General features: G+C 40.4%; 18 protein-coding genes. 5 read left to right on the plus strand and 13 right to left on the minus strand.

All coding sequences use genetic code 11. The annotated features are described in order from the left end of the window. The first annotated feature begins 74 nt into the window (after positions 1 to 74). The 4 genes from PSU72_RS12835 (at position 75) to rpmG (ending at position 3424) form a co-directional block, all read left to right on the plus strand. Positions 75 to 2246 (plus strand): TonB-dependent receptor, encoded by a 2172-nt coding sequence (locus PSU72_RS12835; protein ID WP_300433022.1) that lies wholly within the window; start codon positions 75 to 77, stop codon positions 2244 to 2246. Positions 2247 to 2401: 155 nt separating this feature from the next. Continuing rightward, a complete protein-coding gene (gene dut / locus PSU72_RS12840) occupies positions 2402 to 2854 on the plus strand; it encodes a dUTP diphosphatase (RefSeq protein ID WP_300433024.1) in 453 nt (150 codons plus the stop codon). Positions 2855 to 3019: 165 nt separating this feature from the next. Beyond that, positions 3020 to 3256 (plus strand): 50S ribosomal protein L28, encoded by a 237-nt coding sequence (rpmB, locus tag PSU72_RS12845; protein WP_013147070.1) that lies wholly within the window; start codon positions 3020 to 3022, stop codon positions 3254 to 3256. A 12-nt stretch (positions 3257 to 3268) separates the two neighbouring features. After that, complete coding sequence (gene rpmG / locus PSU72_RS12850) at positions 3269 to 3424, plus strand: 50S ribosomal protein L33 (protein ID WP_013147069.1); 156 nt, start codon at positions 3269 to 3271, stop codon at positions 3422 to 3424. 92 nt (positions 3425 to 3516) lie between these two features. On the opposite strand, the gene PSU72_RS12855 is transcribed toward rpmG, so the two are convergent. Next, positions 3517 to 4785, minus strand: a complete 1269-nt coding sequence (locus PSU72_RS12855; protein WP_300433026.1) for a mechanosensitive ion channel domain-containing protein — start codon at positions 4783 to 4785, stop codon at positions 3517 to 3519. A gap of 66 nt (positions 4786 to 4851) precedes the next feature. Next, positions 4852 to 6186: a CorA family divalent cation transporter gene (locus PSU72_RS12860; RefSeq protein ID WP_300433028.1), complete on the minus strand. Its 1335-nt coding sequence runs from the start codon at positions 6184 to 6186 to the stop codon at positions 4852 to 4854. Positions 6187 to 6400: 214 nt separating this feature from the next. Here PSU72_RS12860 and PSU72_RS12865 point away from each other — a divergent pair, with 214 nt between their 5' ends. Next, positions 6401 to 6658 carry a glutaredoxin family protein gene (locus PSU72_RS12865; protein WP_300433029.1) on the plus strand — a complete coding sequence of 86 codons (258 nt, stop codon included), beginning with the start codon at positions 6401 to 6403 and terminating at the stop codon, positions 6656 to 6658. 76 nt (positions 6659 to 6734) lie between these two features. On the opposite strand, the gene rplQ is transcribed toward PSU72_RS12865, so the two are convergent. The 11 genes from rplQ to rplR form a co-directional block, all read right to left on the minus strand. Next, the gene (gene rplQ / locus PSU72_RS12870; RefSeq protein ID WP_300386852.1) at positions 6735 to 7124 is read right to left on the minus strand and encodes a 50S ribosomal protein L17; all 390 of its coding nucleotides are present in this window, start codon (positions 7122 to 7124) and stop codon (positions 6735 to 6737) included. A 35-nt stretch (positions 7125 to 7159) separates the two neighbouring features. Next, positions 7160 to 8146, minus strand: coding sequence for a DNA-directed RNA polymerase subunit alpha (gene rpoA / locus PSU72_RS12875; protein WP_013147064.1), 987 nt, complete (start codon positions 8144 to 8146; stop codon positions 7160 to 7162). 115 nt (positions 8147 to 8261) lie between these two features. Beyond that, positions 8262 to 8891, minus strand: coding sequence for a 30S ribosomal protein S4 (gene rpsD, locus PSU72_RS12880; RefSeq protein WP_013147063.1), 630 nt, complete (start codon positions 8889 to 8891; stop codon positions 8262 to 8264). A gap of 43 nt (positions 8892 to 8934) precedes the next feature. After that, positions 8935 to 9324, minus strand: coding sequence for a 30S ribosomal protein S11 (rpsK, locus tag PSU72_RS12885; RefSeq protein WP_013147062.1), 390 nt, complete (start codon positions 9322 to 9324; stop codon positions 8935 to 8937). 68 nt (positions 9325 to 9392) lie between these two features. Continuing rightward, entirely contained in the window at positions 9393 to 9755 is a 363-nt protein-coding gene (rpsM, locus tag PSU72_RS12890) for a 30S ribosomal protein S13 (protein ID WP_300433030.1), read from the minus strand. 171 nt (positions 9756 to 9926) lie between these two features. Continuing rightward, entirely contained in the window at positions 9927 to 10040 is a 114-nt protein-coding gene (gene rpmJ / locus PSU72_RS12895) for a 50S ribosomal protein L36 (RefSeq protein WP_013147060.1), read from the minus strand. Between the two features lie 50 nt (positions 10041 to 10090). Continuing rightward, positions 10091 to 11416: a preprotein translocase subunit SecY gene (gene secY, locus PSU72_RS12900; protein WP_300433031.1), complete on the minus strand. Its 1326-nt coding sequence runs from the start codon at positions 11414 to 11416 to the stop codon at positions 10091 to 10093. Positions 11417 to 11426: 10 nt separating this feature from the next. Continuing rightward, on the minus strand, positions 11427 to 11867 hold the full coding sequence (gene rplO, locus PSU72_RS12905; RefSeq protein WP_300386860.1) for a 50S ribosomal protein L15: 441 nt from the start codon (positions 11865 to 11867) through the stop codon (positions 11427 to 11429). Beyond that, positions 11867 to 12064, minus strand: coding sequence for a 50S ribosomal protein L30 (rpmD, locus tag PSU72_RS12910; protein WP_300433032.1), 198 nt, complete (start codon positions 12062 to 12064; stop codon positions 11867 to 11869). The genes rplO and rpmD overlap by 1 nt, the downstream gene beginning before the upstream one ends. Positions 12065 to 12066: 2 nt before the next feature. After that, positions 12067 to 12579, minus strand: coding sequence for a 30S ribosomal protein S5 (gene rpsE / locus PSU72_RS12915; RefSeq protein ID WP_013147056.1), 513 nt, complete (start codon positions 12577 to 12579; stop codon positions 12067 to 12069). Positions 12580 to 12606: 27 nt separating this feature from the next. After that, positions 12607 to 12960 carry a 50S ribosomal protein L18 gene (rplR, locus tag PSU72_RS12920; RefSeq protein WP_300433033.1) on the minus strand — a complete coding sequence of 118 codons (354 nt, stop codon included), beginning with the start codon at positions 12958 to 12960 and terminating at the stop codon, positions 12607 to 12609.

The raw sequence follows: 12960 nt of genomic DNA on the forward strand, positions 1-12960 counted from the left end.
CATGGTTTTCTTCATTGCTTTGATCTATAAGGCAATATATCATGCGGCCTTTCCAAAAATGAATGCACTGCACCATGAAAATAAAATCGCTCAAAATAAAATCATTTAGTAGAAAACCGTTGTTTATATTAATTGCAGCGATCGTTTCCCCACAAGTCTATGCTGAAGACACCATATCACTTGCACCTGTAGTTGTTACCGCTACTAGAACTGAACAAAGCAGCTTTGATTTACCTGTCGCTATTGACGTCGTAGAGAAAAAAGACATTCAAGACGGTCAGCTGCAAATGCTACTTTCTGAAAGCTTAATCCGCGTACCTGGCATTACTGCGCAAAACCGCAACAATCAAGCTCAAGATCCGCAGATCTCAAGTCGGGGCTTTGGCTCACGTTCCAGCTTTGGCGTTCGTGGCATTCGTGTATATGTAGATGGCATCCCTTTGACCATGCCTGATGGTCAAGGCCAACCTGGTATAGTTGATTTGTCAGCGATTAAAAGTATTGAAGTCATGCGTGGGCCATTTTCAGCACTTTACGGCAACTCCTCTGGAGGCGTGATTCAGATGCTATCTGAGGATGCACCCAAATCACTCGAAGTTGGAGGCACCGTAATGTTTGGTAGCGACAACACCAAACGCCAAGTCCTAAAAGCGTCAGGCACAACAGAAAATATCGAATATTTACTCGATGCCTCTAATTTTGAAACGGATAGTTACCGCGACCACGGCGCAGGTAAAAAACAAGCTGCAACGGCTAAATTTAAAATTAACTTTAGTGAAGATACCAAGCTCACTACATTAGTTAATTGGTTTGACCAGACGGCTCAAGATCCGCTTGGGCTTGATAGAGCTAGAGCATTTAATAGTAGCACTCGTGATTCTGCAGTGCCAGCAGCTAACTTTGCAAATACCAGCGTAAAACGTGACCATACGCAAATTGGCTTCTACTTTGAGCATGCTTTTGATGACCAAAATAAAATTGTCTTGGCCCCATATGTTGGCTCACGTAGCAATGCACAAATTTTAACAACTACGGCTTTAGCAACAAAACTCACGGCGACTTCCTGCACGGCCTCTGGCTCATCGCAAGGTACATGTGCCAGACTAAGTGAAATTGATCGCGACTTTTACGGCATGGATGCGCATTGGGATAACAATGGCAAGGTTGGCAACATGCCTTATAACCTGACATTTGGCCTTAATTATGGCAAACAAAACGATGCCAGATTGGATACCAATATTCTTGTTAATGGCGTGATATCCGCTGTAAAAAATAGGGATGAAGACAATATTGCACATAATTTTGATCAATATTTACAAGGCAAGTTGAGTGTTCTTGATAATGTAGACTTACATGCTGGTGTGCGTCATACCAATGTACAACTTGAAGTGAAAGATCAGTTGCCGCTCAATGGTAATAACAGCGGCGCTGTGGAATATCAAAAAACCACACCAGTGATTGGCGCAATCTGGAAAGTGACGCCTATTTTTAATGTTTATGCAAACTACGGTAAAGGTTTTGAAACGCCGACCTTCGTAGAGGCGGCATTTGACAATGTAACTTCAGGTGCAGCAAGCAAGCCAAACCTTTCTCTAAAAGCAGCACAAAGCCAAAATTACGAAATTGGTTTAAAAGCCTTTATTGAGGACAACACACAAGCTAATTTTAATATATTTAAAGTGAATACCGAAAATGAGCTTGTCACCAAACAAACCGTAGCAGGCCGCTCAAGTTATCAAAATGCTGGTCACACACAACGTACTGGTGCAGAGCTTTCTATTGACTCTCATTGGGCACATGACATTTCAACGTACTTTTCATACACTTTACTAAACGCCAAGTTCGAAGATCCTTTCACTACAGTAACTAACGCTGCTGGCGCCACAGGCATAGTCAATGCCGGCAACAAAATCCCTGGTACCTACAAAACACAGGTTTATGGCGAGGTCGCTTGGAAGTACGCGCCGATGGGCTTTAGCACGGCGCTCGAAGCTCGCTTCAATAACAAAGTTTACGTAAATGATATCAACAGTGACGCTGCGCCTTCATACACTATTTTTAACATTCGAGCAGGTTTCGAACAAAATCTTGCTAGCTGGAGCCTAAAAGAATATGTGCGGGTAGAAAATATTGCAGACAAAGACTATATTGGGTCGGTTCGTGTAAATGATGGCAATGCACTATTTTTTGAACCAGGGGCAGGTAGAAACTATTTGCTTGGTTTAAGTGCAAACTATAAATTTTAGTTTTTTTAACACCAAAACCCGCTTAGCGGGTTTTTTTATATCCTATTAATCAGAAAAAAAGAAATATAATCCATAGTGATTTAAGCGAACATTTAGTGTTTAATGCTAAGCTGAGTATTTCCCAAAGCTTACTAATTCATATTTATGAGAATGTTATGAAAATTATTGTAGACCTAAAAATTCTAGATGACCGCCTACATGAACAAATGCCCACCTACGCTACAGAAGGCTCTGCTGGTTTAGATTTACGCGCATGTATTGATGCGCCTATTACCTTGCAACCTGGCGACACCATGCTCATCCCTACGGGCATGGCGATTCATTTAGATAACATTTATCATGCCGCGCTAATTTTGCCTCGCTCAGGGCTTGGTCATAAACACGGCATTGTTTTAGGCAACTTGGTTGGTTTGATAGACTCTGATTATCAAGGTCAGTTAATGGTGTCATGCTGGAATAGAGGCAATACAGCTTTTGAATTGAACCCCATGGAGCGTATTGCTCAATTAGTCATCGTACCTGTTCTGCAAGCAGACTTTCATCTGGTAGATGATTTTGACGCTAGTGAACGTGGCGAAGGTGGATTTGGTAGTACAGGTAAGCATTAATTACCCGCATTGAGGACTGAATTCCAACATTAACCATAGCTAACGCTTAAATATCTGTTAAATCTTGAATATTATTGATTTTTTCTGATATTTCTCTTGAGAATAAGTTGGCTTTCATACTATAATTGCGGTCTTTCAAAAAAAGCAGAAGTTTGGAGATTAACCATGGCACGTGTATGTATGGTAACTGGCAAAAAGCCAATGGTGGGTAACAATGTTTCTCACGCTAACAACAGAACAAAACGTCGTTTTTTACCTAATTTGCAAAACCGCAAATTTTGGGTTGAGAGCGAAAATCGCTGGGTAAGCATGCGCATTACTAATAATGCGTTACGTACAATCGACAAAAACGGTATTGATGCCGTGCTTGCTGATATGCGTGCAGCTGGCCAGAAAATCTAAGGATAGAATATCATGCGCGAAAAAATCAAATTAGAGTCTAGTGCTGGTACAGGTCATTTTTATACCACTACTAAAAACAAACGTACTATGCCTGGCAAAATGGAAATCAAAAAATTTGATCCAGTAGTGCGCCAACACGTGATGTACAAAGAAACTAAACTTAAATAATATTTGTATTTATATATTATTTAGTTTAATAAAAAACCCGCTAATAGCGGGTTTTTTATTATCTGAGACTTAATCTATTTAATGATTTGCACCTAAGCGGACATTTCAGCCAACTTAGCGGCAGCATCCGTCTTAGCAAAGACAATGCCGTTAGCTTCAAAGGCTCGCCATATTGATAAGTAAAGCGAAGACTGTAGCGCACTTCCTCCTGACTCTGGGTTCATTACCCATACGGTCAGACTTAAATCAATGCCGTTCTCGGTAAATCCTTTTACTAGCACGTCTGGCGACGGTTTCATTAACACTCGGTCCTGTTGCATCGCCTCATCATGCATCAATGCCACAGCGCGATCTAAGTTGCTCTTATAGCTAATACTCAAGTTAATTTGCACACGACCTTTATGCTCAATCAAAGAATGATTTATAACTGCAGTCGTTACTAGCGCTTCATTAGGGATAATCACATGTGTACCATCTTGCTTTGCTAGAATCATATAGCGGGAGCGCAAGTCGTTAATTACACCATAATGCTTATCGACTGTAATCACATCGCCAATTTGCATTGATTTATCGAGCAGAATGATAAAACCACTCACATAGTTACTGGCAATCCGTTGCAAACCTAAACCCAAGCCCACACCTAACGCACCACCAAAAACCGAAAGAAAGGTAATATCCAAACCTACTGCTGAAAGTGCGATTAATAGGGCTATCGTTAATAAAAGCATCCGTAATAATTTTGTCATTACTACGCGTAGATTAACGCTCACATGCTCGGCGCGCATGACTTTATTTTCTATAAATCGGCTAATCCAAAGCGCGATGAAAATGGTGACGAGTATGGTAAGAACTGCCTGCAACACCAGAAGCAAATCAATTGAGTGCTTGCCTATCTTAAATTTAATATCTTCAAGCACCTGAAACATCTCAGGTAACAGTCCGCTCAGATGAAGCGCAAGCACTACCCATATTGAGGTAGATATCGTATTTTCTAAGGTTTTAAGCAGCCCGCCAGGTGCAACAATGTAGCGTATCGCATATACAGCTAACCTGATAATGGCCATGGCAAATAACAATGTACTGGTTAATTGCAGCAAACTAGTATGTTGCCAATGCGACAATATTATCTTGCCGATCTGAACAAATATAAGTGTAGACAAAGGAAATAAAACACGATTTACACCGCCAATCCCCAACTTCCACTTTTCTGGTGCATTGTGCATTACGTAAGCACGTAATGCGCCATTAACGGTCCAAGCTATACTAGATGCAACAGCAATTATCGTAAGCTCCCACAGAGCAGCTGTGGTAGATAAATCCGCTAACAACTCTTTCCACAATAAATGTATTTCTGGGTTCATTTCAAGAGTTTCAGATTTGATATAAATTTAATGGCAATGGAGATATTTAAAGCTGAAAATATCAAACTAATGATTATCCATTCTGTGGCTTTTTATTCTACGGCTTTCTAAATGACGCAACCCTATGTAAGTCAATATACCTATTCCTATCATCACAATAATGAATATGCTATATGCGATAGGCCAAGGAATAGCATGTGTCATCATTGAGAACTCAGACATTCCGCCAATACCAGCCAAGACATTAATCGGCATAATCACAACGCTAATCACGGTTAAGCGCTTAAGGTCTTTATTCTGATTAACGTTCAAGAAACCCACAGTGGCATCCATTTGAAAGTTAATCTTATTAAACAGAAACGTTGTATGTCCGTCTAGCGATTCAATATCACGTAAAATTTCCCGCACATCTTCATGTTGTGCAATTGAGAGAAATTTACGTCGCATTAAAAAAGACAAAGCGTTACGAGTATCAAGTACATTTCGGCGTATGCGGCCATTCAGATCTTCCTCAACAGAAATATCAGTAAGGATTTTAGCTGCCTGCTCATTAGTCATGTGCGATCTAAATACTTGTCGACCAACTTCTTCCAGACGCACATACTCATCCTCTAAGGCATTTGCTGAGTACTCAACATCGGCAGCATAAAGATCCAGTAATACATCTTTGGCTTCAGAAACATAACCCGCCTGAGCACGCGCTCTCAATCGCTGTAAGCGAAATACAGGAAGCTCCTCACTCCGCACTGAAAAGAGCGTACCTTTATTAAGGATGAATGCAACCGCAACATTTCGCGACTCATTTTCACGCTCCAGCAAGAACGCAGAATGCAAATGAACCTCTCCGTTCTCCTCTTCATAAAAGCGTGCACTGGTTTCCAAATCCGTTAACTCTTTAGGGTTAGGCAGATTAACGCCAAAGATTTCCTTGGCCCATGCTAACTGCTCATCTTCAGGCGTCACAAGGTCAACCCATATAGGCTTGGCCTGCACCAAGTCTTCCCTGTTATAAATTGGAATCTGTCTCAACTTTCCTTCGTGCAAATCAAACACACGGATCACCATGCTCTGATTGGTAGGCTTAGGCTCAGAGACTAATTCCACGCGAACAGAATCCGAGACAACCAACAAAATTTCCTCTTTACGCTCCTCACCTACAAGCGGCCAAATGACCTTACAATCATCGGTAGATAATGACTCCAGTATGCTTGCTATTGCTTGGGTTTCGAGTTTTTCTAAAAGTCGACGCAGCTCTGATAGGTTGTTTTGGTGCACCATGCCCTCAACTAGGTCATGACGTTGCATGTCTTGGCGATGCACTAAGTCTTCAACAAGTTTATGTCTCTCTATCATGCTTTTGACTTTAGCACGTGATTCTTGAATGCTTTCGAATTCACTCATTTGAGTTGCCTTTAATTCATATCGATTACTAATAATTAACCCCAATTCTAACACGCAGCAATTCAATTAGCCGCAAATACAAATAATGCACCAACAATAAGCTGCACAAATACTTTACATACTGATGCTGAATTATTCACTACAAAATCAGTAGAAATCTAATCAATGATAATATTTACCATTAAACTTTCTATAGTTAAATGGAATTGCATTAATGATTATAAAACTTATTCTTTACTCAACTTCGCACTGTCATTTATGTGAGCAGGCAGAGGCTTTGCTATTAGAAGTAGCTCTTGAACAAGAGCTCCATTGGGAATCTATTGAAATAACGGATCATGCAATCCTTTACGAGCTGTATGAAATCAAAATCCCAGTATTAAAAAGACTAGATACTGATATTGAAATTTGCTGGCCATTTAATGAAGATGACATTAAGTTACTACTGAGAGATACTGAAATTAAGTTCTAAATGAATAGCTATATCCACATAAGCAAAAAGCCAGCTGAAGCTGGCTTTTTTACTGGAAAATCAATAACGACAGAAATTAATCTGCAACTACTACATCTGCACCTGTATCAGGGCGATCAACTAACTCAACTAAAGCCATTGGTGCGTTGTCGCCGTTACGGAAACCACATTTAAGTACACGTAAGTAACCGCCATTACGTGTAAGGTAACGTGGACCTAATTCACCGAATAATTTACCAACAATATCACGATCACGTAAGCGACTGAACGCTAAACGACGATTGGCTAAAGTAGGTGTTTTACCTAATGTGATTAAAGGTTCTGCAAATTTACGCAACTCTTTTGCTTTTGGCAAAGTAGTTTTAATCACTTCATGACGTAGCAATGATGCTGTCATATTGCGGAACATAGCCGCACGATGGCTGCTAGTACGATTTAATTTACGATTGCTATTACCGTGACGCATAGTAATTCCTTAAGTTTCTTTATTTATGCTGGCAATTAAGCTTTTTCAAGCCCAACTGGTGGCCAGTTTTCTAGTTTCATGCCTAATGTTAGGCCGCGAGTTGCGAGTACATCTTTAATCTCATTCAATGATTTACGACCTAAGTTAGGCGCTTTTAACAGCTCATTCTCAGTACGTTGAATCAAATCACCGATATAGAATATGTTTTCAGCTTTTAAGCAGTTTGCTGAACGAACAGTTAACTCTAAATCATCTACTGGACGCAATAAAATTGGATCAACCTGTGGTGCAGATTTCACTTCAACTTCACTTGGTGCGCCTTCTAAATCAGCAAATACTGATAACTGACCCATTAAGATACGCGCAGCATCACGAATAGCTTGTTCTGGTTCAATTACGCCGTTAGTTTCAACATCCATTACCAACTTATCTAAGTCAGTACGCTGCTCAACACGTGCGCTTTCAACTTGATAGCTCACTTTATTGATTGGGCTGAATGAAGCGTCAACCATGATAAAACCTAACACACGGTCTTCTTCATTTGCTTTTTGGCGTGCTGGAACTGGTTGATAACCACGACCCATTGCAACTTTAACTTCTAAATTCAGCTTGCCACCTTTTGTAAGGTGAGCAATCACGTGATCAGGATTAACGATTTCAGCATCATGACCTGTTTCAAAATCACCGGCTGTAACAACACCTTCAACAGACTTATTTAACACTAAAATTGTTTCTGATTTAGTATTTAATTTTAATGCTACGCCTTTAAGATTTAGTAAGATATCTACTACATCTTCTTGAACGCCATCTAAAGTTGAATACTCATGTACAACGCCATCGATTTTAACTTCAGTAATAGCGAAGCCAGGAATTGAAGACAATAAAACACGACGTAAAGCATTACCTAAAGTGTAGCCAAAACCACGTTCCATCGGCTCCAGCGTTACACGTGCACGCAATGGAGACAATACCTCTACATCAACTACACGTGGTTTTAAGTATTCGGTAGGACTGTTTTGCATAGTTATACCTTTTAATTTTTGTATTAATCTCTATTAACTATTAACTGATAGTTCGTAGAGTAAATATTGAGGTGAGCCGTAAACGGCTCACCTAACATAACAATTTAAATCTTAATTATTTTGAGTAAAGCTCAACTACCAATGACTCATTGATTGTTGGTGGTAACTCATCACGTTGTGGCTTAGCCTTAAATGTACCTTTAAGCGCTTTAACATCAACTTCAATCCATGCTGGGAAGCCACGTTGCTCAGCTGCTTCTAAAGCACCTTTGATGCGCAACTGTGTTTTAGATGATTCAGCAACACTCACTACATCACCAGCTTTAACTTGGTATGAAGGAATATTCACGCGACGACCATTTACTAAAATACTGTTGTGACGAACAATTTGGCGCGCTTCAGTGCGTGAGCCACCAAGACCCATACGGTAAGTAACGTTATCTAAACGGCACTCTAAAAGTTGTAACAAGTTTTCACCTGTAATACCTTTTTGGCGATCAGCTTCAGCGTAGTAGCTACGGAATTGAGCTTCAAGAACGCCGTAGATACGACGTACTTTTTGTTTCTCACGCAATTGAACACCGTAGTCTGATAGACGTTGGTTGCGACGTTGACCGTGCTGACCTGGTGGGAAGTTACGTTTTTCGATTGCACATTTGTCTGTAAAGCACTTTTCAGCTTTTAAAAAAAGCTTTTCGCCTTCACGACGACATTGACGGCACTTAGGGTCTAAATTTCTAGCCAAGGGATTCTCCTGTTATCTCTACTAAAGTGAGCTTAAGCTCAACTTAAATGCGGCGTTTTTTAGGTGGACGGCAGCCGTTGTGTGGTACTGGCGTCACATCAGTAATGCTGGTGATTTTAAAACCAGCTGCATTAAGTGCGCGCACTGCAGATTCACGACCTGGGCCTGGGCCTTTAATACGCACTTCTAAATTCTTAACACCATTTTCTTGTGCTGATTTACCAGCAACCTCCGCAGCGACCTGCGCAGCAAAAGGCGTACTCTTACGTGAGCCTTTAAAACCTTGGCCACCAGAAGTTGCCCATGACAGCGCATTACCTTGACGGTCTGTAATGGTGATGATGGTATTGTTAAAAGAAGCATGCACGTGGGCGATACCCTCTGCAATGTTCTTTTTAACTTTTTTTCTTACGCGTACATTAGCTTTTGCCATGTTGCACTATCCTTACCAATAAATCTTACTAAAATTTGTAAACCTAAAATTTTGAGCTAATTAACAGCTTATTTAGCTTGTTTAATCGCTTTAACTGGACCTTTACGTGTACGCGCATTTGTTTTTGTACGTTGACCACGAACTGGCAAACCACGGCGATGACGAATACCGCGATAGCAACCTAAGTCCATCAAGCGTTTGATGTTCATAGATACTTCACGACGTAAATCACCTTCAACTTTTTCTTTAGCAACTTCATCACGCAACTTATCTACATCTGCGTCATTTAAGTCTTTCATTTTTGTTGTTGCTAAAACGCCAGCTGCAGCACAGATTTTTTGTGCTGTAACACGTCCAATACCAAAAATTGCAGTTAATGCAATGTCAGCATGTTTGTTATTTGGGATGTTTACCCCTGCAATACGCGCCATACTTTACTCCAAATTTAGGTTTACCTAAAAATCTATTGCTTTAAAAAAGCCGATGATTTTAACAGTAAAACCAATTTATATCAATTAGCTTATCTTCTGATCAATTAAAATATTGACCAACTTAATTAGTGGCTATATTAAACAACCACTAATTGGATTAATAAAACTCTATTAACCTTGACGTTGTTTGTGACGTGGATCTGTACAAATGATACGTACAACGCCACGACGGCGAACAACTTTACAATTACGGCATAATGCTTTTACAGATGCACGAACTCTCATTTATAACTCCATCACTTCTTAAACTACAGGTTCTAAATTATTACTATTAACTACTTTTGGGTATTGCCTTTAAAGTTAGCTTTTTTAAGCAGACCTTCATATTGATTCGACATTAAATGTGACTGAACTTGCGTCATAAAATCCATCGTAACAACAACAATAATTAACAATGATGTACCGCCAAAATAAAACGGCGTATTAAATTTCAATCTTAAAAACTCTGGCAACAAACAAACTAAAGTAATGTATATAGCGCCGATTAATGTTAAACGACCCATAATTCTGTCGATGTATTTTGCAGTTTGGTCGCCAGGACGAATTCCAGGAACAAATGCACCACTTTTCTTTAAGTTATCAGCGGTGTCTTTTGGGTTAAACTGCAATGCAGTGTAAAAGAAACAAAAGAACACAATAGCTACAGTAAAGAATAAAATGTAAATCGGCTGCCCTGGTGACAAAGCATTAGAAATATCTTTTAACCAATACATACTTTCTTTACCGCTAAACCAGTTTGCCAACGTTGCTGGGAACAAAATAATACTAGAAGCAAAAATTGGAGGAATCACACCCGCCATATTCAACTTCAACGGTAAATGCGTAGTTTGCCCACCGTATACTTTATTTCCAACCTGACGCTTAGCATAATTCACTGTGATCTTACGCTGGCCACGCTCTACAAATACCACTAATGCAGTCACCAAAACTATAGTCACTAGCAAAAAGAATAGAATTAAAGGTCCTGCGGCGCCAAACCCACCTGAATTAGCCATCTCTACAGAAGACCCAATAGCTTTTGGCAAACCTGCAACAATACCTGCGAAAATAATAATCGAAATACCATTACCAATTCCACGTTCAGTTATTTGCTCACCTAACCACATGATAAACATCGTACCGCTAACTAAGGTAATCACTGCAGTTAGCCTGAACGCCAAACCAGGGTCTAAAACCAATCCTGGCTGACCTTCAAGTGCGATCGCAATACCTAAGGCCTGAAACGCTGCAAGAACCACCGTGCCGTAGCGAGTCCACTTGGTAATTGTTCTACGTCCAGCTTCACCTTCTTTTTTCAACTGTTCTAACTTTGGTGAAACTGCTGACATCAACTGCATAATAATAGATGCAGAAATGTACGGCATAATACCTAAAGCAAACACTGTGAATCTTGATAGTGCGCCTCCAGAGAACATGTTAAACATGCCTAGGATGCCGCCACTTTGTGATTCAAAAAGCTTAGCTAAAACTACAGGATCAATACCCGGAACAGGAACATGAGCCCCTAAACGGTATACGATTAATGCACCAAGTACAAAAAGTAGGCGACTTTTAAGTTCGCCCATTTTTGACGCTGTTTTTAATAAACTATCTTGTGCCAAAACAATACTCTTATGCTGCTTCTAAAATTTTACCGCCAGCTGCTTCAACTGCGGCGCGGGCGCCTTTAGTCAACAATAAGCCTTGGATATTATATTTTGCAGTTACATCACCAGATAAAAATAACTTAGCATTTCTAACTGTTCCAGAAACGATATTAGCAGCTTTTAAAGCCAGTAAATCAATCACTTCATTTGGAACCAATGCTAATTCACTAGTACGCACATGTGCAGTTTTAGCTTTTGTCATTGATTTGAAACCGCGTTTTGGTAGACGACGTTGAATTGGCATTTGACCGCCTTCAAAACCGACCTTATGAAAACCACCAGTACGTGATTTCTGACCTTTATGTCCACGACCAGCTGTTTTACCAAAACCAGAACCGATACCACGACCAACGCGACGACGTTCTTTCTTTGCGCCTTCAGCAGGCTTAATTGTATTTAATTGCATTATCCTTCTACCTTTAAGAGATAGCCCACGGTATTGATCATACCGCGGATTGCTGGAGTGTCTTGTAACTCAACTGTATGGTGCATACGACGTAAACCTAAACCAGTAATGGTAGCTTTATGTGACTGAATACGACCAATTGTACTTTTAACCAACGTCACCTTGATAGGTGTCGTAACTTTTTGTGTTTTAGCCATGATTAGCCTCTAATTTCTTCAACTGATTTACCGCGTTTAGCTGCGATTTCTGCTGGTGTATTCATTGACTCTAGGCCATTTAACGTAGCGCGAACCAAGTTATAAGGGTTTGTTGAACCGATACATTTAGCGACCACGTTAGTAACACCCATTACTTCAAAAATTGCGCGCATTGCGCCACCAGCGATAATGCCAGTACCTTCCGAAGCTGGTTGAATAAACACTTTAGCAGCGCCATGCACACCTGTAACAGCGTGATGCAAAGTACCGTTTGTTAAGTTAATTTTCAACATACCACGACGCGCTTCATCCATAGCCTTTTGTACAGCTACTGGCACTTCACGCGCTTTACCTTTACCCATACCAACAGCACCATCGCCATCGCCAACTACTGTAAGAGCTGCAAAACTCATGATACGACCACCTTTAACCGTTTTACTTACACGATTAACTGCAATCATTTTTTCGCGCAAACCATCAGTCTGCTGCTGTTGCTGTTCCATTTCTCTCGCCATCATTAACCTCTTTAGCAATCAGACCAATTAGAAGGATAAGCCGTTTTCGCGAGCGGCATCAGCCAACGCTTTAATACGACCGTGATATTTATAGCCTGAACGGTCAAAAGCAACGGTTGCAACACCAGCTTTAACCGCTTTTTCAGCGATAAGTTTACCAATAGCTGCAGCTGCTTCCACATTGCCGCCATTTTTAATGTTTTTACGAACGTCAGCTTCTACTGTTGAAGCACTCACAATTACTTTACCGCCAGTAGCGTCAATAATTTGAGCATAAGTATGCAAGTTAGTACGATGCACACTTAGACGTGTAACTTTTAGCTCTGCAATTTTGGCACGGGTTTTACGTGCACGACGCAAGCGATTATTTACGTTGTTCAT

Origin of the sequence: Methylotenera sp., from assembly GCF_029945535.1 — a bacterium.
GTDB lineage: Bacteria > Pseudomonadota > Gammaproteobacteria > Burkholderiales > Methylophilaceae > Methylotenera.